This window comes from Shewanella saliphila, from assembly GCF_014648295.1.
Lineage (GTDB): Bacteria > Pseudomonadota > Gammaproteobacteria > Enterobacterales > Shewanellaceae > Shewanella > Shewanella saliphila.
Genome location: NZ_BMQV01000007.1, coordinates 45,612 through 67,864 on the forward strand (window position 1 = coordinate 45,612; position 22,253 = coordinate 67,864).

Annotated in this window: 22 protein-coding genes; 11 read left to right on the forward strand and 11 right to left on the reverse strand. The window is 41.5% G+C overall.

Annotated elements, in window-relative coordinates; all coding sequences use genetic code 11:
* Positions 1-92 precede the first annotated feature (92 nt).
* The gene (locus tag IEY48_RS05440) at positions 93-689 is read right to left on the reverse strand and encodes a DUF5610 domain-containing protein (RefSeq protein ID WP_188918078.1); all 597 of its coding nucleotides are present in this window, start codon (positions 687-689) and stop codon (positions 93-95) included.
* Between the two features lie 195 nt (positions 690-884).
* Between IEY48_RS05440 and IEY48_RS05445 the strand changes: the two genes are divergently transcribed.
* Together IEY48_RS05445 and IEY48_RS05450 are read left to right on the forward strand one after the other, a co-directional pair.
* A complete protein-coding gene (locus IEY48_RS05445) occupies positions 885-2,369 on the forward strand; it encodes an FMN-binding glutamate synthase family protein (protein ID WP_188918080.1) in 1,485 nt (494 codons plus the stop codon).
* 359 nt (positions 2,370-2,728) lie between these two features.
* Positions 2,729-2,923 (forward strand): hypothetical protein, encoded by a 195-nt coding sequence (locus tag IEY48_RS05450; protein WP_188918082.1) that lies wholly within the window; start codon positions 2,729-2,731, stop codon positions 2,921-2,923.
* 212 nt (positions 2,924-3,135) lie between these two features.
* Here the strand turns inward: IEY48_RS05450 and IEY48_RS05455 are convergent, their stop codons facing one another.
* Both IEY48_RS05455 and IEY48_RS05460 read right to left on the reverse strand, forming a co-directional pair.
* The gene (locus tag IEY48_RS05455; RefSeq protein ID WP_188918084.1) at positions 3,136-3,354 is read right to left on the reverse strand and encodes a hypothetical protein; all 219 of its coding nucleotides are present in this window, start codon (positions 3,352-3,354) and stop codon (positions 3,136-3,138) included.
* Positions 3,355-3,645: 291 nt separating this feature from the next.
* The gene (locus IEY48_RS05460) at positions 3,646-5,439 is read right to left on the reverse strand and encodes an ABCB family ABC transporter ATP-binding protein/permease (protein WP_188918086.1); all 1,794 of its coding nucleotides are present in this window, start codon (positions 5,437-5,439) and stop codon (positions 3,646-3,648) included.
* A gap of 350 nt (positions 5,440-5,789) precedes the next feature.
* On the opposite strand from IEY48_RS05460, the gene IEY48_RS05465 reads away from it, so the two are divergent.
* Positions 5,790-5,966, forward strand: a complete 177-nt coding sequence (locus IEY48_RS05465; RefSeq protein WP_188918088.1) for a hypothetical protein — start codon at positions 5,790-5,792, stop codon at positions 5,964-5,966.
* 38 nt (positions 5,967-6,004) lie between these two features.
* Here IEY48_RS05465 and aroG read toward each other — a convergent pair whose 3' ends face one another.
* Positions 6,005-7,060, reverse strand: a complete 1,056-nt coding sequence (gene aroG, locus IEY48_RS05470; protein WP_188918090.1) for a 3-deoxy-7-phosphoheptulonate synthase AroG — start codon at positions 7,058-7,060, stop codon at positions 6,005-6,007.
* A gap of 389 nt (positions 7,061-7,449) precedes the next feature.
* Between aroG and IEY48_RS05475 the strand changes: the two genes are divergently transcribed.
* Entirely contained in the window at positions 7,450-8,313 is an 864-nt protein-coding gene (locus IEY48_RS05475) for a transporter substrate-binding domain-containing protein (RefSeq protein WP_188918092.1), read from the forward strand.
* Between the two features lie 275 nt (positions 8,314-8,588).
* On the opposite strand, the gene IEY48_RS05480 is transcribed toward IEY48_RS05475, so the two are convergent.
* From IEY48_RS05480 to nrfA, 5 genes are all read right to left on the reverse strand, one after another.
* Positions 8,589-9,809, reverse strand: coding sequence for a tetratricopeptide repeat protein (locus IEY48_RS05480; RefSeq protein ID WP_188918094.1), 1,221 nt, complete (start codon positions 9,807-9,809; stop codon positions 8,589-8,591).
* A 108-nt stretch (positions 9,810-9,917) separates the two neighbouring features.
* Positions 9,918-10,238, reverse strand: coding sequence for a hypothetical protein (locus tag IEY48_RS05485; protein WP_188918096.1), 321 nt, complete (start codon positions 10,236-10,238; stop codon positions 9,918-9,920).
* A gap of 235 nt (positions 10,239-10,473) precedes the next feature.
* Positions 10,474-11,724, reverse strand: a complete 1,251-nt coding sequence (gene amtB / locus IEY48_RS05490) for an ammonium transporter AmtB (RefSeq protein WP_188918098.1) — start codon at positions 11,722-11,724, stop codon at positions 10,474-10,476.
* Positions 11,725-11,734: 10 nt separating this feature from the next.
* Positions 11,735-12,073: a P-II family nitrogen regulator gene (locus IEY48_RS05495; protein WP_188918100.1), complete on the reverse strand. Its 339-nt coding sequence runs from the start codon at positions 12,071-12,073 to the stop codon at positions 11,735-11,737.
* Between the two features lie 345 nt (positions 12,074-12,418).
* Complete coding sequence (gene nrfA / locus IEY48_RS05500) at positions 12,419-13,807, reverse strand: ammonia-forming nitrite reductase cytochrome c552 subunit (RefSeq protein ID WP_188918102.1); 1,389 nt, start codon at positions 13,805-13,807, stop codon at positions 12,419-12,421.
* A gap of 287 nt (positions 13,808-14,094) precedes the next feature.
* Here nrfA and narQ point away from each other — a divergent pair, with 287 nt between their 5' ends.
* A complete protein-coding gene (gene narQ / locus IEY48_RS05505; protein ID WP_188918104.1) occupies positions 14,095-15,810 on the forward strand; it encodes a nitrate/nitrite two-component system sensor histidine kinase NarQ in 1,716 nt (571 codons plus the stop codon).
* The gene (locus IEY48_RS05510) at positions 15,803-16,432 is read left to right on the forward strand and encodes a response regulator (protein WP_188918106.1); all 630 of its coding nucleotides are present in this window, start codon (positions 15,803-15,805) and stop codon (positions 16,430-16,432) included. Before narQ ends, IEY48_RS05510 begins: the two co-directional genes overlap by 8 nt.
* A gap of 59 nt (positions 16,433-16,491) precedes the next feature.
* On the opposite strand, the gene IEY48_RS05515 is transcribed toward IEY48_RS05510, so the two are convergent.
* Entirely contained in the window at positions 16,492-16,863 is a 372-nt protein-coding gene (locus IEY48_RS05515) for a YacL family protein (RefSeq protein ID WP_188918108.1), read from the reverse strand.
* 174 nt (positions 16,864-17,037) lie between these two features.
* Between IEY48_RS05515 and IEY48_RS05520 the strand changes: the two genes are divergently transcribed.
* Positions 17,038-18,003, forward strand: a complete 966-nt coding sequence (locus IEY48_RS05520; RefSeq protein WP_188918110.1) for a zinc transporter ZntB — start codon at positions 17,038-17,040, stop codon at positions 18,001-18,003.
* Positions 18,004-18,145: 142 nt separating this feature from the next.
* Here IEY48_RS05520 and fkpA read toward each other — a convergent pair whose 3' ends face one another.
* Entirely contained in the window at positions 18,146-18,904 is a 759-nt protein-coding gene (fkpA, locus tag IEY48_RS05525) for an FKBP-type peptidyl-prolyl cis-trans isomerase (RefSeq protein ID WP_188918112.1), read from the reverse strand.
* A 167-nt stretch (positions 18,905-19,071) separates the two neighbouring features.
* Here fkpA and IEY48_RS05530 point away from each other — a divergent pair, with 167 nt between their 5' ends.
* The 4 genes from IEY48_RS05530 (at position 19,072) to IEY48_RS05545 (ending at position 22,243) form a co-directional block, all read left to right on the forward strand.
* Positions 19,072-20,040, forward strand: coding sequence for a WD40 repeat domain-containing protein (locus IEY48_RS05530; RefSeq protein ID WP_188918114.1), 969 nt, complete (start codon positions 19,072-19,074; stop codon positions 20,038-20,040).
* 24 nt (positions 20,041-20,064) lie between these two features.
* Positions 20,065-20,277, forward strand: coding sequence for a SlyX family protein (locus IEY48_RS05535; protein WP_188918115.1), 213 nt, complete (start codon positions 20,065-20,067; stop codon positions 20,275-20,277).
* Positions 20,278-20,366: 89 nt separating this feature from the next.
* Complete coding sequence (gene def, locus IEY48_RS05540; RefSeq protein ID WP_188918117.1) at positions 20,367-20,879, forward strand: peptide deformylase; 513 nt, start codon at positions 20,367-20,369, stop codon at positions 20,877-20,879.
* Complete coding sequence (locus tag IEY48_RS05545) at positions 20,873-22,243, forward strand: COG3014 family protein (protein WP_188918119.1); 1,371 nt, start codon at positions 20,873-20,875, stop codon at positions 22,241-22,243. The genes def and IEY48_RS05545 overlap by 7 nt, the downstream gene beginning before the upstream one ends.
* The last annotated feature ends 10 nt before the right edge of the window (positions 22,244-22,253 follow it).

Sequence of the window (22,253 nt, forward strand, 5' to 3'; positions counted from 1 at the left end):
ATCTATACAGATATTTGCTTAATTAACAGTCTAAGTTTATTTATAATATTTATCGCAACCTCTCGATGAAGTCGTAATGCCATAGCGTAAAATTAAGCCTCTTTGGTTTCTGTATTAGCCGTATTAGCATCTAGTCTGTCTTGCGCAAACTGAGCTAGTTTTTGCTGAATTAATTCATAGGTTTGGTCAACCCCCTCGGCAATGTCGCCTTCTAATACTTTCAATCCTGACAAAATATCACTGGCTTCTTTAAAACCTTGGTCAATAGCCTCACCAATCTTAACCATAAAGCTACTGACCTGCTCATCAAAACCCATCGATTGATTTTGCTGCTGATGAACCGAAAAAAAGTTGGTGGCAAAGCTCACAATACGATCGGCTGTTGCTTCAGGCGAGTAATCAATGCCCTCCTCAGCATTTTTTTGTACCGCATTTTCGCCCATGGTGGGGGCCAGCTCCTCATTGATGGCCTCTATGGCGGCACGATAAAGCAGCGCCATCGATTTATCGCCCGCAGCAATACTCACTTCTTCTTGGGCAGCTAAAATCGAGTTATTCATCATTTGGCGACTAAGTTGATTGCTGGTCAATTTAGGTTCTGTATCGCTGGTTGTTGCTTGTTGATTGGCTGTGTTTTGAGTACTGTTCTGCGTGTTTACACTGGCGCTATTGGTTGACTTAATATCCATAATCTTGGCTCACATACAATGACCGACAGCTTAATTATCGACCAATACACCGATTTCTAAAGCGCTGTAGCGAATTTTTTAAGCTATGTAGTGGCAAGCTGCTTTAGTCTACTGATTAATATCATCAATTTAACTTGCCCTAATTCATCGCGGCTAATATGGTAACCAATATACGCGATCATTAAGGACTGTAGCATGGAACAACATTGGTTTATGTGGGGAATAGACTTGTTCTCAGGTTTATTTTTGGTGCTGTTTTGGCTACTGCTTATCGCAGTGGTTTACATGTATATTGCTGACAAACTGCAAACTAAGCAGGCCGTACGCCACAACTACCCAGTAATTGGCCGCTTTCGATATTTATTTGAAAAACAGGGCGAATTTTTTAGACAATATTTTTTCTCCCAAGACCGCGAAGAGCTGCCTTTCAACCGTGCAGAGCGAAGCTGGGTATATCGTGCTGCCAAAAATGTTGATCGCACTATCGCTTTTGGCTCAACCCAGGTTTTAGACAAACCTGGCACAGTCATGTTTATGAACTCGGCCTTCCCTATTAGTGATCATGAGCAACATCAACGTATTGCGGTAACCGTGGGCGCCAACTGCAAGCAACCCTATCGCACTGAGAAAATTTGTCATATTTCTGCCATGAGCTTTGGTGCATTATCTCGCCCAGCAATAACGGCATTGTCGCATGGCGCCGCGCAAGCTGGTTGTTGGTTAAATACAGGAGAAGGTGGGCTGAGCCCACACCATTTAAAAGGCCATTGTGATTTAGTGTTTCAAATCGGCACGGCAAAATACGGGGTGCACAATGAACAAGGGCATTTAGACCCGCAAAAATTAACTGACATCGCCGCCCACCCTGAAGTCAAAATGTTCGAAATAAAATTGAGCCAAGGCGCAAAACCCGGTAAAGGCGGAATTTTACCTGCGATTAAAGTCACTGAAGAAATTGCCGCCATTAGAGGTATCCCTCTCGGGCAGGACTCTATTAGCCCAAATGGTCATGTTGAATTTAAAGGCATAAGTGACATTCTCGATATGATTAACCAGGTGCGCGATATCACCGGTAAACCCACAGGCATTAAAGCCGTTTTAGGCGACATGACTTGGGTAAGTGAGTTATGTGATGAAATTGAACGGCGTGGTATCGAGTCTGCTCCGGACTTTTTTACCCTCGACAGTTCTGACGGTGGAACAGGTGCAGCACCACAGGCGTTAATGGATAATGTGGGATTGCCTTTAAAACAAAGCTTGCCATTGTTAGTAGATTTATTGAATGAGCGCGGACTAAAGCAGCGGATCAAAATCATCGCAACGGGTAAATTAGTTATGCCATCTTATGTTGCCTGGGCATTGGCTACCGGCGCAGATTTTATTGCTTCAGCCAGAGGTAACATGTTTGCTTTAGGTTGTATTCAATCTCTGCAGTGCAATAAAGATACTTGCCCTACAGGCATAACAACCCATAATACTCGCTTACAACATGGCTTAGACCCCAAAGACAAATCCGCTCGAGTGGCGAATTATAACCATTTTTTACATTACGATTTAACCATGATTGCTCATTCATGCGGGGTTGCCGATCCAAGGCATCTAACACGTCATCACGCCCGCATAGTCCAAAATACCGGGGTGGCGGTGACATTAGATAAACATTATCGACATATGCAATAAAACATGAGTGTCGATAAAAGCGTATACCTATTAATGACAATGCTATAAATAGGGCTTATTAATCCGATAAGCCCTATTATGATAAACGGGTCGATGTACGCTAATGCGAACAAAGCTGTTGAAAAGATTAATATTTACAATTCTTTACTTATTATTTATTGAATACCCGCAGAAACCTCTCAACACTTTATGCACTGCCACCATCCAAAGAACTTATACGAAAGAGATACAGAATATAGTACCGAATTGTATCAGTATCGCTTTGCTGAAATGCGGAATAAGGTGTAGAATAGAGTATGACATTCGTCACATTATATTGCTTTGATGTGATTTAGGAACAAATGTGGATTAAGGGTTATATGTTAAAGATTCAAGCGGATAACATCCCCGTTAACGAAAAAAGCTTAAGTGTTAGCTGTCAAAACTGCGATCGCATGATTGAGATCGAAGGCGAACTAGTCTGTTTTGAGCATGGTAAAATCAAACGCTTAACTCTTGATCCATCGCCAGCAGCGTTGATCAAAATGGTATGTATTGGCTGGAGAAAAAAATAGCCCCAAACATAAGCAATACCTACTTTAGCTTTCGACGCATGGCTACATTTCAACTTGTCTATAAATCACTCTTTAGTTGTCCCTTACTCAAACTCGTTTTACCCAACTCAAAGATTATTGAATGCGTTGTTATTTGATAAGTTATTGAATGATCGTGGTGTTAACTGCTGCGTATAAACTCACCTCAAAAAGGCAAACCTATGATGATGTGGCTACTTTAAGATGGTTTGATCTTTAAGTTCTTCAGTCATTTTGGCCAATGTTAAGCCACGAGTCGTTACCCTTAACCCCGCACATAAATCGTTATAAACAATACTAATAGCATCATCGGACATATTACGCTGTTTTAACATGGCCATAATAGCAAACCAATCTGTCGTCACCTGATGTCGGGTGCCTTCTAACGCCGCTATCAACGCAATATTATGCATAAGTCACCTCCATACATCATTTAGTACCTTAACGATTAATAAAAAATTAAAATCAGATGCTTAATAAGCATCTACAAGAATCTCAGCTTGGATTTAAGCGGTGGGATAACCAACTAGATCAGATTTAAGCCTAGATGTTGAGTAAAACGTCGTATAAATGCACATGTTCTACTCAACAACTTGCAGCGATATAGATTAGCGACCTTATTATAGATCGTCAAAATAATCATTCGTTATAATTGTAACAATAAACATATAAAACACATCAAAACTAGCTTGTTCAGAAGGAGGTTATTGACTAATTGGTTCGCTATGCTCATGTTGAATATGCCACAAGCGAGCGTATAAGCCTTGCTGGGCCAACAAACTGCTGTGAGTGCCATGCTCAACAATACAGCCTTTACTGAGCACCACAATTTGGTCGGCATCGATAATGGTTGATAACCTATGCGCAACAACCAAACTTGTATGACCTTTTGCTGCGTCGCGCAAGGCACTTAAAATCGCTTGTTCGGAGCGAGAGTCTAATGATGATGTTGCTTCATCGAACACTAAAATCGGTGCGCCTTTTAACACAGCACGTGCAATTGCGACCCGTTGTTTTTCACCGCCAGAAAGTTTGAGCCCACGCTCACCCACTTTGGTATTGCCTTTATCTGGTAATGAATGAATAAAATCACTCAAATGTGCTAATTCAGTGGCTTGTTTAATTTCATCTTCTGTTGCATCAGGGCGGCCATAGCGAATATTTTCATAGATTGAATCGTTAAATAGCACGGTATCTTGCGGCACAACAGCAATCGCTTGGCGTAACGCTAATTGGGTCAATTGTCGAATATCGATACCATCAATGTTTATTGAACCACTTTTGACATCATAAAAACGAAACAGTAGTTTAATGATGGTTGATTTACCAGCACCACTGTCACCAACTACTGCTATTTTTTTACCCGCAGGGACATCAAAACTCACCTGTTTTAGAATCGATCGTTGATCATATTGAAAACTGACATTATTAAACTTTATCGCACCTATACTGGGGCGAATGGTTGAAGCCCCCTCTTGGTCTTCAACCTGTGGCACATTAGCCATAATGTCGAACATACGTTCAATGTTGGCCAAGGCACCTCGGATTTCACGGTAAACAAACCCTAAAAAATTAAGTGGTATAAATAATTGCATCATAAAGGCGTTGATCAAGACAAAATCACCAATGGTCATCATGCCTAATGATACTTGATGGGCCGCTAAAGCCATCATCGCAGTCATGGCGATAGCAATGATAAACGCCTGCCCTCCATTAAGAGCTAGGAGTGATAAACGGTTTTTACGTTTAGCGACTTCCCACTGATCCAGCGCGTTATCGTAACGTTGTGACTCATAAGATTCGTTATTAAAGTATTTTACTGTTTCATAATTTAATAGGCTGTCTATTGCTCGAGTATTGGCTAATGAATCTGCTTTTGCCGCATCACGTACATAGCCTGTGCGCCATTCAGTTGCTCTGATTGAATATCCGATATAAGCAATCACAGAAATAAATGTAATGAGGGCAAATTGAATACCGTAGTTAAAAAAGAAAATGCCGATAACCAAGGTGATTTCAAGCAGGGTGGGAACAATATTAAACACCATAAAACGCATTAAAAAGCTCACACCACTGGTACCACGCTCAATATCTCGCGACAAGCCACCGGTTCTGCGGTCAAGATGAAAATCAAGATCTAAGCGATGTAAATGCTCAAACACAGCCAACCCAAGACGACGAATAGCACGTTCAGTTACGCGGCCAAACAACGTGTCGCGTACTTCACCTATAATGACATTGAGAAAGCGAATTGCACCATAAGCAATCACCAATCCAAATGGAACCGCAAGCGCCTGTTCAACACTTAACGTGTCTAAGGTATCAACGAGATCTTTTAGAATAAAGGGTAAGCCGACGCTGGCTAATTTAGCGATGACTAAGCACAGCATCGCCAACAACACTCGACCTTTAAACTCTATTAAATAGGGCCACAATAATCGTAAAACATGCCAATTCAGCTTCCCTACAGGGCCTTCAAAATACGCAGAAGGTCTCATCGCTACTCCAATGTTAGGCCGCTTAACGTGGCAAGTTGATCATGAGGTTTATCAATATTGTCTTATTATAAAGCATTTTCTTATCAGACTTACATCACACTCTGCTGTAATAAGCCCTGAATTATCTCAATATTTTCATTATTCAACCTAAGCACAAGTACAACTTAAGACTTACAGAATAAATAAAAACACACACCTTTATACTACTTTTAATTTTTTTTTGACCATTTTTGGCTTTTAACGCCTAAATAGAGTTATTTCTACAGATATTATTTGATACTCTTCAGGAATAAATAAACGACTGTTTGGGTAATTCACAAACAACGATTTACCCGTTTAAAGGATGCTTTATGTTGGATAGCACGAAAGTTCAATACCCACCATTACAACTAATACAAACTTGGGTATGGATGATGATTGAATCAGGGAACCCTGAATTACAAGATAAAGGCCGCAACAATCTCATATCTGCATTTGGCAGTTTAGCAAAAGCAAACGAATATTTAGTACAGCAGGAAAAAAAATAAGGCGCATTGAGCGCCTTATTTTTGTCTGCACAGTTCAATTAACCTTGTCGACGATTAACCACACTTTGATTTAACGTCGCCAGTAATTGCTCTGTATCATCCCAGCCAATACAGGCATCAGTGATACTTTGGCCGTAACATAATTCAACACCATCAACTAAGTCTTGACGACCTTCTGTTAAATGGCTTTCAACCATCACACCAAAAATGGCTTGGTTACCAGCTGAAATTTGTTGTGCAACATTTTTGGCCACCAGCATCTGTTTTTTATAGTCCTTGCTGCTATTAGCGTGGCTAAAATCAATCATAATGTTATCAGCAAGGCCTGACTTTTTCAGTTGCGCTGAAATATCTTCAACATGCGCAGCACTGTAATTTGGCTCACGTCCACCGCGTAAAATGATATGGCAATCTGGATTACCTTTGGTTGACACAATCGCTGAATGACCAAACTTAGTGACCGACAGAAAATGATGTGGAGCATTAGCCGCACCAATCGCATCAATAGCCACTTTAATGGTGCCATCAGTGCCATTTTTAAAACCGACTGGGCAAGAAAGTCCTGATGACAGTTCACGATGCACCTGAGATTCTGTTGTACGCGCACCAATGGCGCCCCAGCACATCATATCGGCAACATATTGTGGTGTGATCATATCTAAAAACTCACCCGCCGTTGGCATGCCACACTCGTTTAAGTCGACCAATAATTTACGTGCTGTGCGTAAACCATCATTTAATTTATAGCTATTGTCCATGTAAGGATCGTTAATTAATCCTTTCCAGCCCACGGTTGTCCGCGGCTTTTCAAAATAGACACGCATAACAATTTCAAGCTGGTCTTTATACTGCTCACGTAAAATGCATAAGCGCTCACCATACTCTAGTGCAGCCACAGGGTCATGAATTGAACAAGGACCAATGATGACTAATAAACGGTCATCTTTACCCGCTAAAATATTATGGATATTATTACGGGCGTTATATACGGTCGCAGATGCATTTTCGTTAGCCGGAAATCGCTCAAGAATCGCAATAGGTGGTAGCAATTCTTTTATTTCATCGATACGAATATCGTCGTTTTGATAATTCATAGTGGTTACAACTCCGGCAAAATCTATAATATCTCTTATTCAATAGATTGAAAGAGATGAGTTAATTCATAAAAGTGATATAAAAATGAGTAGAGTACATCAGGAAAATGAACACGAAAGTTCAATTTAACCAGTATTAATCGACAAATCAATCAAGTATTACTCAACTATGCCGATATTAAATGAGAGGTTATCACCTAAAGTAAAAGTGAGCTTGATGCAAGAGATTTGATGAACCATACTGATGTTAGCAATAATGCGGTTTTGTACTAAATAGTGAACAGTTTTGCACCATATCAAATGCTGTGATGATCTATACAAGCAACTATTATTGACTTGGTTAACATCGACGAAAATAGACAAGGACATCACAATAGGAAGTTTAACGTTTGAAATACAGCATCATTTTTTTGCTAGTTACGCTTAACTTATTTATCTGTCTAACCGCTACGGCAGATGACATCGCTAGCGATCCGTCTGAATTCCCTCACATCTTAGTCGAACATCACGCCCAAACCATACAGCAAGCCTTACTGCCCGATATCACCCAAATCAGCTTTTCTACCAGCAATAGTATTGCACCGTATTTTTTTGCGAATAAACCTCAAGGCGTACAATATGATCTATTAGTCACCGCCCTTAAACTTAGTGGTATTTCGATGACAGAGCTTGTTCACGCGCCTAACCTGCGAGCTCAACGCCTGGTAGATACCAAGAGAATAGATTGCATGATAAATACACCAAATCATGTTGATGGGATGTTTTACACTCAGAGCTTAATCGAATATCAAAATAGCGTGTTTTACCTAAGCAAAAACAAGTTAAATATTAATAAAATTGAAGATCTTAAATCCATTTCGATTTTAGGATTTCAAAATGCAACGAAGTACCTTGGCGAAGAGTTTAGTGAGGTAACAAAACAAAACCCGCTTTATAGCGAAATATCAAATCAAAAAAGCCAGGTTGTAATGTTATTTAATGGCCATATTCAATCTGTAGTACTCGAGCGACGTATTTTTGAGTATTACCGTCACCAACTAAGACATAAACTTGACACGAGCTTAGCGGTGACCGAAGTAGCCTTATTTGCGCCAGCCGAAAGAAAGATTGCCTGTCACAACAAAGACACTGCAGCAGTGTTAGACAATGCCATAACGACCCTAAAGCAATCGTATCAATATCAAGAAATTCTCAGCTTAGCTGAACAAAACAGCTATCAACCTGCACAACACGCTAACCGCTTAACCAAATAAGCCCTCCCTCGACTCAACAAACAACACCTCAAGATAAATCTTTCCTCAGTTGCAGTAATGTAAGTGTCTGTTTGTCATGTTAATGAAGCTTCACATATAGACTATGGTTTGTAGCTTGATACTAGGTGCTAGGTGCTAGGTGCTAGGTGCTAGGTGCTAGGTGCTAGGTGCTAGGTGCTAGGCAAGGATAATCACTGTACATATTATACTCAACGTAAAAGAGCCACCGATTGTATACATACACATAAAGCTGCTTAAGCCACTGATAGCCTTAATTAGTATTGACGCATGGCTTGTAACTTACTTTGATATCGTTGTTTATTATCCACATCGCTCAATGCTAACGCTCGCTTAAGGTTTTTTTCTGCAAGCCTTTGTTCACCCGTTGCCCAATACGCTCTCGATAAACCAAAGTAAAACTCATGGCGATAATCTGCTTTTTCAACGGCACGCTTATACCACACAAGTGCGTCTTGATATTGGCGATCAAAATACGCTTGTTGCGCCATATCAAAATAATAAAAAGGATTATTAATTCTGGCTAGCTCTAGTACTTTATGTACTTCAGCCCACTCGGTTAACCTATCTTGCTCACCTAAAATTAACGCTAAATTATACAAGGTCGATAAATCTTGTGGCTTTATCTGCAATGCTGCTCGATAGACTTGTTCAGCTTCAGCTTGATAACCCTTATGACGATATATCACCGCCAAAGTGTTGATCGCTCCAACAAATTGAGGATTTAGCACAATCGCTTTTTTAACTAAAGCATACGCTTGGTCATAGTCGTTTTTGACCAAGGCTTCTGCGGCAATATTGTTGTAATACATTGCCGATAATTGCCGTTTATTGACTCGCTTACTTTGGTAAGCCCTCACTGAACGTTCAGGTAAAAAGTCCACCAGCATTTTTGAGCCCCTAAGCAATACGGTTTTATTATCTTCAGGAGGCATCAAGTTTAAATTGACATGACCATTAACCAAAAAAAAGCCACCACGGCGATCCCAAATGGGTTCAACGTCAATGTCATAAAACTCAACCGGTACATCTAATACCTCAGCTAAAGCCGCAGACAGAACCACTAAAGACATACAATTACCTTGGCGATTTAGTACCGTTTCCCCCGCCGGTCGAGTGTAATGATCACGATATTCAAACCCACCATTGGTGGCACCTATGTATTGCGCCAACCATTCATTGGACAATATGTTTTTGCTTCGTAGTGTATGTTCAGCCTGATATTGACGTCTAAACTTGGTAACAAAAGCTTCCGGCAGTTGATATATATCATCGGTATCAATGGTAGATACAGGGGTAAAGTATTCATCGTAAAACAAGGTATTAGTATCAATTTCTTGCACATTAGATTGTGTAGATTGACAACCACCAAGGCAGATTAATACGCTAATGAATAATAACTTAACCGTTAATTGAAGTCCTTTTGGGGATAGGCGTAATACCTTACTTGCGCTCCTGCTTGGGTGATAAGCCAACATGATTCAACCCTCAGATAGAAATAAGCTACCTTAAAGCGTAGTCAATAGACTGGCATTCAGCCACAAACGCACCGCTTTGGGACACGCCAAATAGCATCTGACATATACCTAATGTTCTTGAGTAGGGTCGATCTCAATAAATAACTGCTGGTCCTGATATTGATAAGGGCGATAATGATGTTGACCGCAATTGAAGTACAAAAAAGCCCTTTTGACTGCAATACAGGTAAGAGGTAAAGATTGCAAAATGGATAATTGCTGCTGTTGTCGCAGTAATTCTTGCCATTCATGTTGTTGCTGTAATTCATCACGCACAGCAAACGCATCAAACGGTTGTGATGATTTTCGTACAATAACGGTGCCAGCTTCAGCTATAAAACTCATCAAAAGTGCCATAATCAAAATGATCAATCCCAAACGATGTGTCATGTCCCCTCCAAGCGCCAAATAAAACTTTATCACATTATACCAATCAGCACTGTAATGCGCGTTTGCCAAAATACTCTTCAAGCTACACAGACTTTGCTTGAGATGACAACTGCGGATCTATACCCACAGCACTTAGCGCAAAAAAAAGAGTTAACTTAAACAGAGTACAGTTTCAAAACAGCAAAAAAAAACAGAACCCAAAGGTTCTGTTTTTAAGCGTATCGCAAGGATAAGATTATCCAGCAGATTTAACACTCACAAACTCAGGATAAGCATCAACACCACAATCAGACACATCCATACCGTTGTATTCTTCTTCTTCTGTTACACGAATACCCATGGTCATTTTCAATACAAACCATACAAGTAATGATGCAGCAAATACCCAGATGAAGATAACCGCAGCACCATATAACTGGCTACCAAAGCTAGCGTCAGCATTTGATAAAGGCACTAACATTAACCCTAGGAAACCCGCAACACCATGCACTGAAATCGCGCCCACAGGGTCATCAATTTTAACACGGTCAAAGGCAATAATTGAGAAGATAACCACGCCACCAGCAATTAAGCCAATCACAGCAGCCATTAAGAATGAAGGTGATAATGGGTCAGCAGTAATAGCAACAAGACCTGCTAATGCACCGTTTAAAATCATAGTTAAGTCAGCTTTACCCCATACAACCTTACATACGATGAGTGCAGAGATAGCACCAAAGGCCGCTGCAGAGTTAGTGTTTACAAAGATTTTAGCCACTGCTGTTGCATTTTCAGCATCTGACACTAATAACTGAGAACCACCGTTAAAGCCGAACCAGCCCATCCATAAAATGAACATACCTAATGTTGCCATTGGTAAGTTTGAACCTGGAATTGGTTGTACTTGACCGTTTGCGCCATATTTACCTTTACGAGCACCCAACAATAATACACCAGAGATTGCTGCCGCTGCACCAGCCATGTGCACAATACCGCTACCAGCAAAGTCAAAGAAACCAGCTTCTGATAAGAATCCGCCGCCCCAAGTCCAGTAACCTTCAACTGGGTAAATTACCGCAGTCATCACAACAGAAAACGCTAAGAAAGCCCAAAGCTTCATACGCTCAGCGACCGCACCAGAAACAATTGACATCGCCGTTGCAACAAACACAACCTGGAAGAAGAAGTCAGATTCTAATGCATGGTCAGCACCATCAGCTTGTGAGCCAATTAACGAACCAAACGAAGGAATGAAGCCACCTTCAGCATTGTCTACATACATAATGTTGTAGCCAACTAATAAAAACATCGCACAAGCAATTGAATATAAACACACGTTTTTAGTTAAAATTTCTGTCGTGTTTTTTGAACGCACAAGTCCTGCTTCTAACATTGCAAAACCTGCTGCCATCCACATCACCAATGCGCCTGAAATTAGAAAATAAAATGTATCTAATGCAAAGCGTAATTCAGTTACTGTAAGCCCTAATTTTGTTAACTCTTCCATAATCGCCCCCTTATAATGCTTCGTTATCAAGCTCACCCGTACGGATGCGGACTGCTTGTTCTAAATCTGTCACAAAGATTTTGCCATCACCAATTTTGCCGGTGTGTGCGGCTTTGGTAATCGCTTCAAGAAGCATTTCCAAGTTTTCTGCTTTGGTGGCAATTTCAAGTTTTACTTTAGGTAAAAAGTCGACCTGGTACTCTGCTCCGCGATAAAGCTCTGTGTGTCCTTTTTGACGACCAAAGCCTTTAACTTCAGTAACAGTCATACCTTCAATGCCCATGCCTGCTATGGCTTCACGGACATCATCCAATTTAAATGGCTTGATGATAGCGCTGACGAGTTTCATCCCGACCTCCAAAAGTGTGAAAAAATGTAGTTGTTATTGATTTGTTGAACTAACTAATTCAATCATCAGGCCAGTTTTTTAACTTGTTGTTTAATTTAACTTTTAAATAATTACTGCATTGTCCCCTGCTTATAAAAGCACCAATAAAGTGCAGCCAAAAAATCGCGACGCCCCTTTTTGGTGCGCAGGTTCAACGAAGGGAAACAGCCGTTATAGACATTTTAACAAGGAGTAACAGAAGAAGGCTTGCGCAAAAATAGAATAAAAAACCGCCCTTACAAAAGGACGGTTTCTTGAGAGAACAGCTTATGATTCACGCATAGGCTGTTTAATGTAGCAAGTTACTTAGTAAGTCGCTTCACGCTTTTTAGCTTCTTCTTTCCACTGAGGAACCAGTGTTTTCTTGAATTCAGCTTTTTCAGCATTCATTTTTTTCATGTCCATGCCTAATGCCGCTTGCGCTTTAGCTTTAGTTGATGTGTCTGGGTAAGCGATTGGTTGCTTAACACCTTTAACAGCTAATAACTGAGCTAATTTAATACGAGCATCAGCAGCTTTGTCCACTGCAGTACCTAAAATACGTAGAACTTCAGCTGGAGCATGAGTTGATGCGCCATGTGAAGCAGTCGCATAATCCCAACGCCATTGTGAATGACGAATATCCATAAGGATAGGCTTCATTTCAGTTTCAGTTGCACCCGCATCCCAAGCAGCTTTTGCTTCAAAGTGAGCTTTAACTAATTGCGCTTCAGCACGTGCTTTTAAGTCTGCTGCTTTGTGCTTGCTTTCTTCAACTTGCTTAACCATAAACTCTTTGCTTTGAGTGTGACAAGTTGCACAGGTTTCTTCAAAGCGATCAAATGGGTTACCCACTTTATGGTCAGTGTATTTACGGCCTTTGTCATTTTTCACTTTAGGCATATGACAATCAACACAACTTACATTGTTTTGACCGTGAGTACCCATTTTCCAAGTTTCATAACCAGGATGTTGTGCTTTTAACATAGGTGTTTTAGACACTGCGTGAGTCCAATCAGAGAACTCCATGCTGTCATAGTACACTTCCATTTGTTCAACGGTAGTACCCATATCCCAAGGGAATTTAACAAAACCTTTACGGTCAGCAGTTTTCTCGAAGTAGTATTCAACGTGACATTGTGCACAAACCATTGACTGCTTATCTTTACGAGAAGCTTCATCAAATGGGGTATTTAATGCATCCATTGCGCGGTCAACATAAGGGCGTGACATACGTAACTTCGATGAACCTTTTACGTGACAATCGCTACAGCCTAGAACATTAGCGATTTCTGGACCGCCTTTAGCCCATTTGCCTGTAAAGTAGCCGTCTTCACCTTGCTCTTCAATAACACGAGGTACGTCAGGGCTTTTACAGCTCCAACATGCCATTGGCATTGGGCCATCTTCAGCATTCTTTGGTGCGCCTGTACGTAATGTATTGGTTACGTCTGTAACAGCATACATGTGGCCACGAGGTGCGTTATAGTCTTTTGCGAAACCGTAACCCGCCCACAACACAACTAGACTTGGTACTTGTTCCAACATATCAACAATTTCTTCGCTTTCTGCAGTTGCATGCCAGCTGTTGTATTGATTTGAAAATTTATCTTTATAAACCTCATTACGAGGCTCAGTTTTATCACTCGCCATTGCGCCTGCAGCCATAAAGCTTGCAGCAATAACAGCACTGAGTGCAATTGATTTTGCGTTCATCTTCATCACCCTTTATCTCCGTGTTACATTATATTTAATTTATTAACCACGACATCTCCAATATCAAAAGTAGCCATTAACCTGATACTTAGACATACCTCCAATGAGGTATAGCGAGAAAAGTTTGCGCCAGATCAACATGTAAACAGGATGTATCTCACAGTTCCGTTAACTCGTTAATGTAATGCAGATATACCTAATGTAGAACACACTATTGGATAAGAAGTGAAACCATACTTTTGCCTTATCCTAATTCTTTTATTAAATCTCATTCAAAGTAGGGTTTTATGTTTACTCGAGGCAGTCTTACCTCAACGATTTTAGCCTTAATGTTGTTTCTCATTTTGCTATCATCAAGCTTAGCCGTTTTTTCTATCGTCAATTTAACTTTTAGCCTAGATGATGCCAAAGGCATTAATGCTTCAGGCTCAATGCGTATGCAAAGTTATCGCTTACTGCTATTTACCAATGCTGGCAGTATTAATGCTCAAGAAAAAATCGCTGAATTTGAAAATACCCTAAATTCTGAACCACTTAAGCGCGCACTGGCCTGGTACAGCCCTCAAGAGTTAACTGACCAATATCTGCTGGTAATTGATAAATGGCAAGTGATGAGAGCCTATGTCGAAGCGGGCGATGCTCGCCTGTATTCTGCATCATTAAAAGACTTTGTTGATACCATCGACACCCTAGTATTAAAAATGGAGCTCTTTGCAGCATTTAAGCTTAAGTTATTAGTTATAGGACAAATTATAGGTTTAGCCATTTTATTAGCAGTTGCCATTATGGCCGTTGTGTTTACCCGAAAGCGCGTTGTAAGACCGCTGCAATCATTAATGGACAGCGCAGCCACCATTTCAAAAGGTAACTTTAAAGTTAAGATGCCTAAAACAGATTATATTGAGCTCACCGCGCTGGGCAACGCATTACAAAAAACCGCCGCTGAATTGGCTGATTTATATGAAGATTTAGAAGGTCAAGTAAACGATAAAACCCTTGCGTTAACGCGCGCCAACAATGAGCTTAAGTTTTTATACGATAATTTGGTGATGCTGCATGCAGACAAATTGGATTACAAAGCATTACAGTCTGCGATTAACCAGTTGAAATACTATGAAGATTTAGACTTTCTTAGGCTGGTTATCAAGCATGAAGATGATTCAGCTGATGTCATCAAAGCTGAAGGAGGCTGGCCTGATGAAAACAATATCATCTCTGTTCAGTTCCCACTCAACCTTGAGCAGACTCAGTTAGGGTATTTGGATGTTATTTCCGATAAACAATTGAATCGACAATTATTTGAAAATTTTGCCATGATGCTGACCCGTTCAATTACAATTCATAATGCCACAGAGCAACGTCAACAATTGGCATTAATGGAAGAACGCGCAGTCATCGCCCGGGAATTACATGATTCGATAGGCCAATTATTATCATTTTTAAAAATTCAGGTCAGTTTACTCAAAAAAAGTTTACACGAAAGTTGTCGTAGCCCTGAGGTCGAAGGACAATTAGTTGAGATTAATGAAGGGGTAAGTACTGCCTATGTGCAATTACGCGAATTATTATCTACGTTCAGATTAACTATTAAAGAACCCAATTTAAATCAAGCGATTGAAGTCATGCTTGATCAGCTTCGTCAGCAAAGTAATGTTGATATTAAACTCAATTACAAGTTGTCAGCACACTTGTTAGAAGCGAAACAACATATTCACATTTTACAATTGATCCGCGAAGCAACGCTTAACGCAATCAAACACGCTAAGCCTGCCCATATAGTGGTAGATTGTCAGTTAACAAATAGTGCTATGATAACCATAGCAATATGTGATGACGGTATTGGTGTGTCACACTTACAAGAACGCGATCAACATTTTGGCATCGGCATCATGCATGAACGAGCCAATAAATTACATGGCGTTGTAACATTTGACAGTAACCCGCATGGCGGCACCACCGTTACACTTAGTTTTCCACCTCAACAGGAGCCTTTAAATGGGTAAGCCGTACTCCGTACTTGTTGTAGATGATCACCCCTTGTTACGTCGAGGTATTTGCCAGCTGATCACCTCTGACAGTGATTTTTTACTTTTTGGTGAAACTGGAACAGGACTAGAAGCTCTCACAGCCGTGGCTGATAACGAGCCAGACATCATCCTGCTCGATTTAAACATGAAAGGCATGTCAGGCTTAGATACGCTTAATGCGATGCGCCAAGAAGGGGTCACCGCGAGAATTGTTATTTTAACCGTATCCGATGCCAAGCAAGATGTCGTTAGGTTATTGCGTGCAGGCGCTGACGGTTATTTACTCAAAGACACTGAGCCAGATTTGTTACTCGAACAACTTAAAAAAGCCATGTTAGGTCACCGTGTCATCAGCAACGAAGTTGAGGCGTATCTTTACGAGTTAAAAAATGCCACCGATGACAATACCTGGATTGAAAACCTTACTCCGCGCGAACTGCAAATTTTACAGGAGTTGGCTGAAGGTAAAAGTAATCGAATGATTTCAGATGACTTACATATCAGTGAAGGCACAGTCAAAGTACACGTTAAAAACTTACTGCGTAAAGCCAATGCGAAGTCGCGTACCGAAATGGCCGTTCGTTATTTAAACCAATAACGCTTACAAGATGCATTTAACGTGAGTTGATGCCCCACACCAATGAGTGTGGGGTATTATTATTTCTGATTAATAAAGGCAAGCCAGCTTTGTAATACCGCTTCAAAATCTTCTAAACCGCAGTATGACTCTGACTCCGCGTCATACAAGCTCATTGCATCATCTAATTCATGCTCTTCTTCAAAATCGATAACGTTGGCGAAAACTCGCACCTGCTCAGTGTCGATATCAATGGTTAAGTCTGCACCAATATGACGCCAGTGATTTTTACTACCGCTTTTGATTAAGATGATTTGTGTAAGGATATGGTTAGCACGGCTGTTATCATCGCCAAGCTCTTCAGCAAACCAGCGGCCGAGTACTTCATGATCCATACTAAACTCTGCAAATACCGTCCCTTCTAGACGATTACGACGAAATTGGTATTCCATAATATTGCTCTTTTATTAGCGTTAGCTCTATTTTAACCCATGAAACTCAAACCTGCAGCTAAGGATTAAATAATAGAAAACGATACGCTTTATTGGCCATAAACGTTATAAACTTAGTTCAGCACTCAACAGTAGCGTAATTGCTGACACAGCGATCACTTGGAATAATAAATAATGAACAATAGTTTTATTTATAGCTTACTACTCACAGGGCCAAATGTTGGCCAGTCGCTCAGCGAAGAGCAAGTTGCGCAGTGGCAACCACAAGATGGTTTACTGTGGCTTCACCTTCGCTATCGTGAACCTAAAGCCCGTAAATGGATCCTGAATTCTGGGTTAGCGCGTGTTGAAACAGACACCCTTTTAGCCACAGATACGCGTCCACGCGTCGTCAACTCAACTAAAGGGATGCTATTAGCCTTGCGTGGCGTCAATCTCAACCCTAACTCAGACCCTGAAGACATGGTTGCGGTGCGCATATACGCAGAAGAAGATAAAATCATTTCAACCTGCGGGCGCCAATTACAGTCGGTCATCGATCTCGCAGACGCCATTAGCCAAGGTAAAGGTCCTATTGATTCCGCGGCATTTATCATGGCCATTTGTGAACGCTTAACCCAACGTAAAGTTGAATTTATTGACAAACTAGAAGAACAGCTCGATGAGTTAGAAGAGCGCGTAGTCACCCAAGTGAACAAAAGCTTACGCACTGAAATTGCCGAGCTACGTAGACAAACCGTGGTATTGCGTCGTTACCTCGCGCCGCAACGCGAAGCTTTTTCGCGGATGTTGCATGAAACCAGTGAGCTATTTGATGATAACGATAAACTGCGTTTACGCGAAATTCATGAAACCTTAATTCGCGTTATTGAAGATTTAGATGCCATTCGCGACCGAGCCAGTGTGACCCAAGAAGAGCTGCAATCTCAACAGTCTGAACAGGTGAACCAAAGGCTGTATTTTTTATCATTAATCTCAGCGGTATTTTTACCGCTTGGTTTTTTAACAGGGTTACTTGGCGTCAATATTGGCGGTATTCCCGGTGCAGAAACCAACTGGGCATTTGCCGCATTCTGTGGTGGCCTTATTGCCCTTATCGCATTGCAGATGTATCTATTTTATCGCTTAAAGTGGTTGTAATGAGTTGATATTGATAGACTACCGTTAATAGCGCTTTGCTTAACGGTATCTACAGCCTCAAATGAGCAATAAAAAAGGACGCGATGCGTCCTTTTTTGCCATTAACTCTGCATCTCGGGCGTTTACACCGAAAGCTCGCTAATTATTTTGTTTCTGCTTCAGCTGCCTCTGCGGCTTTTTCAACAGACACAAGTTCTACTTCAAAAACCAATGTTGAATTAGCAGGAATAGTCCCAGTATCACGCTCGCCATATGCAAGTTCTGAAGGGATAACAAACTTGTACTTAGCACCTACAGGCATAAGCTGTACGCCTTCAGTCCAACCAGGAATAACGCGATTTAGTGGAAACTTAGCCGTTTCGCCACGAGCATATGAGCTGTCAAACTCGGTACCGTCGATTAATGTGCCACGGTAATGAACTTCAACAGTATCTTCTGCAGCGGGCTTTTCACCTTCACCGGCTTCAAGTACTTCGTACTGTAGGCCAGACTCAGTCGTGGTTACACCTTCTTTGGCTTTGTTTTCTTCTAAGAATTTTTTGCCTTCTTCAACCGATTTAGCAGCTAACACTTCTGCTTGCTCTAAACGCTTGTCGTTTAATTTTTTATCTAGGTTTTGTAATACAGTTTGCATTTCTTCTTCGGTCAACTGCATTTCTTCGCCTAAGCCATCGCTAAAGCCTTTGATAACCATAGTACGGTCAACAGCAAAACCTAACTCTTCTTGCTCTTTAATGTGACCAGACATGTACTTACCAATTGAACCACCCACGCTGTATGCTTCTTTTTGAGCGTCTGTTGTTAGCTCGACTTTCTTTGGTGCTACGTCTTGTTCTTGGTTACATGCAGTCAATCCAACAACAGCTAATGCAACTAACGATAATTTGTAAATAGATTTCATTAAAGCTTCCTCAGCATCCTTTAGTGGTTACAATAACCTAATACATTCAAACTATGAGATGTTTTAGTGGTCATGTTCGCTTGCCACTTTATACTAGTTAATGGGGTTATACCATTGGGTCGACCTTATATCACAAGGTTTACGACAATAATTCAAGGGGCAAGTTCATGACACAGGTTCCAATGCTGCTTTTTTGGTCAACTTGGCTTTGTGTTGCGCTATTATCTGCATGTCAGCCGAGCGCTGATAAGATGATGGTGCTCACCACTGACGCCAGTTACAGCGCCAGCTTGTCTAACGATGGCAACATCGCTCTGGTCAGTACAGCCAACAATGGTGTGCAAGTATGGGATTTAACCGGCCCGAGCATCTCCTACCAATGGCTTCAAGGTAAACAAGATAACACCAGTAATGTTATTGATACGGCTATATCGGCTAACAATACTTTTGCCGCGACGATGAGCAGTGACTCATTAGCGATTTGGCGTTTAGATGACGGCAGCTCTGTCGGTTGGTGGTCTCTGCCCTCTTATGCTCAAAGTGTTGCTATCGCCAATAATGGCCAAACATTAGTGGGCCTTGTTGATGGCTCAGTGGTGTCATTATCGCCACAAAAAAATCGCTTAATTCAATTTTTAGGTCATCAAGAAAAGGTGAATAATGTGTCGATTAGCGCCGACGGTGAAACCGCTCTCAGTGGGGGAAATGATGGCAAAGTCATGTTGTGGAATAGCCAAACGGGTCAGCCAATGCAACAGTGGCAAATGGACTCAAGGATCACCAAAGTATTAATTAACGACAGCGGTAGCTTAAGTTTTGCCGCTGACATTACCGGTAATGCAAACCTATGGCACTCAAACTCGGGTGACTCGCTTAGCCAGCTCGATATTAAACGTCGTCAAATGAACTTTTCTGCGGCTCGTTTTGTCAAAAATGATACACAGCTACTCACAGGGACGCCGTCAAAAGAGATCTTTTTATGGCAAGTCGACTCAGGAAAAAAAACAGGACACTGGCAAGTTCAACTCAGTAAAAACACCCAAAACAGGGGCGCTGTAGTATACTCTGTCGCAATGACAACCCAAGGCTCTATCGTCAGTATAAGTAGCCAGGGGTTAATTGAATATTGGCAGTAATAACAGAGACAAATAGAGGCCCAAATGGAGCAGGTGTTGCAAAAGCTAGACGACCTTGAAATGAAGCTTTCGTTCCAAGAAATCACTATTGAAGAACTTAACCAAGAAGTGATAAAGCTCAATGCTTTAGTTGCCAGACAACAACAGCAAATGATATTAATGGTCAATAAATTACAGGCGATGGAGCCAAGTAATATGGCTTCGCAAGCAGAAGAAACACCACCTCCGCACTACTAGGCCCTACTTAGCTGTGTTGCAATAAAGGTTGGTTAACAAATGAGTTTGCAATATTGGCCATTATTTTATTTTTAACATAGCAGGTGCACATGCAATCGACTCAACACCTCACAATAGCCACAACAGGCGATGATATTCTCACGTTGACAGCTGAGCCTGTGACGGTGTTTGACGATAAATTGCGTGCATTGGCCGATAGCATGCTTAGCACAATGCTCAATGCTAACGGTGTCGGCATTGCTGCAACACAAGTGTTTAGCCGTGCATCCATGTTTATTATGGCTTCTAACCCAAATGAACGATACCCAGACGCCCCATCAATGGCGCCAACGGTAGTCATTAACCCCCAAATTTTGTCAGTATCTAGCACTACAGAAGCCGGGATTGAAGGCTGCTTATCGATTCCAGGACAACGCTTATCGATTTTGCGCCATCAACAAATTAAAGTGCAATACCAATCACTAAATGGCGAACTGCAGCAGCACACCTTAACAGGTTTCGTGGCGCGGATATTTCAGCATGAATATGACCACCTTCAGGGTATTACCTTACTTGAACGGGTTAAGCTTATGGCGCCACAGATTGAGGCGATGCCATGTTAAAAATACTTGGGCTGTCGCTGCTGTTCATGGCTGGTTTAAGCGGTTGCGCTTACAACAGCGTATTCGTTAATTATCCATCGCAAATAGCCCCTTATAAACAACAATTAGCCAGCAACTCGCCTACGACTAATATTACTGCATTAGCCGACAACATCAGCGGTAATGACGGCTTACTCTACGCCCAAGAGTCTGGACGAATTATGCAAGTGGCGGGTGATTTTGAACAAAGCAAAACTTACTACCAACAAGCAATAGCCGCATACCAAGCCTTTGACGACAAAGCCACCATCAGCGCCAGTCAGCTCGGCGCAGGTGCATCCAGCATACTGCTTAACGACAATGCCATTCCATATCGCGGCCCAGGTTATGAGCGCATTATGTTGCACCAATACCAGGCGTTGAATTATTTGTTTAGTGGTGACGCGCAGGGAGCACTAGTTGAAGTGCGCCGCAGTAATGAGCTGCAAAGTATGGAACAAGCGCGTTATCAACAATCACAAGAGTCGGTTCAGGCAATGGCTAATGGCACAATTGATGCCCAAATGGCGCAGCTAGGACAAGCTGCTGGTAGCGTAACCAGTTCGTTTTTAAATGCATACAGTTACTACATAACAGGCTTACTGCACGAACTGGCTAACGAACCTAATGATGCTTTTATCGATTACCGTAAAGCGGCGCAAATCACTCCCGACAACCGCTATTTACAACAAGACTTAGTCCGTTTAGCCAAACAATTAGCCATGCCACAATATGATGAGTTTGCAAAACGATGGGGCGATGCTGTGTTAGCAACGGCAAATCAAGGCCAGGTTGTATTTATTGTTGAACGAAGCTTTGTACCAGAAAAACAAAGCATTACCGTCCCTTTTTCAATAGGTGGTAACTGGCAAACCGCGTCATTAGCCACTTACCAGAGGCAAATACCATTAGCTGAACAGAGTCAAATAGGCGGCTTAGGCCAAACACTCTACGCCGACAGTATTGCTCATATCGACGCCCTAGCCATTAATGCGCTAAAAGAAGACTTACCTGCTGCGCTCATTCGCCAAGCTGCACGTATTTATGCCAAGTACGAACTTAATCAAAGCGTTCAGAGCAGCAGTCGCCGCGCCAGTAATCAAGTTGATGCCGCTGCCATGGTGATGCAAATTTTTAACGTCATAAGTGAACAAGCAGATCGTCGCAGCTGGTTAACCTTGCCGCGTCAGGCTCAAATAGCCAAACAATTTATCGACGCAGGTGACTACGACATTCGTTTAAATAACAGCCAAAATGTAAAAATTGAAGTGAAACCAAACCGTACAACATTAATTTGGGCAATAGAGACTGGCAATCGTACCCGTTTTTATTCGATAATCATCTGATAGACGATAA

What these genes read in the sequence shown, in the direction of transcription:
- IEY48_RS05440 (WP_188918078.1), bottom strand. Translation starts at nt 689, where the DNA reads ATGGATATTAAGTCAACCAATAGCGCCAGTGTAAACACGCAGAACAGT.
- IEY48_RS05445 (WP_188918080.1), top strand. Translation starts at nt 885, where the DNA reads ATGGAACAACATTGGTTTATGTGGGGAATAGACTTGTTCTCAGGTTTA.
- IEY48_RS05450 (WP_188918082.1), top strand. Translation starts at nt 2,729, where the DNA reads ATGTTAAAGATTCAAGCGGATAACATCCCCGTTAACGAAAAAAGCTTA.
- IEY48_RS05455 (WP_188918084.1), bottom strand. Translation starts at nt 3,354, where the DNA reads ATGCATAATATTGCGTTGATAGCGGCGTTAGAAGGCACCCGACATCAG.
- IEY48_RS05460 (WP_188918086.1), bottom strand. Translation starts at nt 5,439, where the DNA reads ATGAGACCTTCTGCGTATTTTGAAGGCCCTGTAGGGAAGCTGAATTGG.
- IEY48_RS05465 (WP_188918088.1), top strand. Translation starts at nt 5,790, where the DNA reads ATGTTGGATAGCACGAAAGTTCAATACCCACCATTACAACTAATACAA.
- aroG (WP_188918090.1), bottom strand. Translation starts at nt 7,060, where the DNA reads ATGAATTATCAAAACGACGATATTCGTATCGATGAAATAAAAGAATTG.
- IEY48_RS05480 (WP_188918094.1), bottom strand. Translation starts at nt 9,809, where the DNA reads ATGTTGGCTTATCACCCAAGCAGGAGCGCAAGTAAGGTATTACGCCTA.
- IEY48_RS05485 (WP_188918096.1), bottom strand. Translation starts at nt 10,238, where the DNA reads ATGACACATCGTTTGGGATTGATCATTTTGATTATGGCACTTTTGATG.
- amtB (WP_188918098.1), bottom strand. Translation starts at nt 11,724, where the DNA reads ATGGAAGAGTTAACAAAATTAGGGCTTACAGTAACTGAATTACGCTTT.
- IEY48_RS05495 (WP_188918100.1), bottom strand. Translation starts at nt 12,073, where the DNA reads ATGAAACTCGTCAGCGCTATCATCAAGCCATTTAAATTGGATGATGTC.
- nrfA (WP_188918102.1), bottom strand. Translation starts at nt 13,807, where the DNA reads ATGAACGCAAAATCAATTGCACTCAGTGCTGTTATTGCTGCAAGCTTT.
- narQ (WP_188918104.1), top strand. Translation starts at nt 14,095, where the DNA reads ATGTTTACTCGAGGCAGTCTTACCTCAACGATTTTAGCCTTAATGTTG.
- IEY48_RS05510 (WP_188918106.1), top strand. Translation starts at nt 15,803, where the DNA reads ATGGGTAAGCCGTACTCCGTACTTGTTGTAGATGATCACCCCTTGTTA.
- IEY48_RS05515 (WP_188918108.1), bottom strand. Translation starts at nt 16,863, where the DNA reads ATGGAATACCAATTTCGTCGTAATCGTCTAGAAGGGACGGTATTTGCA.
- IEY48_RS05520 (WP_188918110.1), top strand. Translation starts at nt 17,038, where the DNA reads ATGAACAATAGTTTTATTTATAGCTTACTACTCACAGGGCCAAATGTT.
- fkpA (WP_188918112.1), bottom strand. Translation starts at nt 18,904, where the DNA reads ATGAAATCTATTTACAAATTATCGTTAGTTGCATTAGCTGTTGTTGGA.
- IEY48_RS05530 (WP_188918114.1), top strand. Translation starts at nt 19,072, where the DNA reads ATGACACAGGTTCCAATGCTGCTTTTTTGGTCAACTTGGCTTTGTGTT.
- IEY48_RS05535 (WP_188918115.1), top strand. Translation starts at nt 20,065, where the DNA reads ATGGAGCAGGTGTTGCAAAAGCTAGACGACCTTGAAATGAAGCTTTCG.
- def (WP_188918117.1), top strand. Translation starts at nt 20,367, where the DNA reads ATGCAATCGACTCAACACCTCACAATAGCCACAACAGGCGATGATATT.
- IEY48_RS05545 (WP_188918119.1), top strand. Translation starts at nt 20,873, where the DNA reads ATGTTAAAAATACTTGGGCTGTCGCTGCTGTTCATGGCTGGTTTAAGC.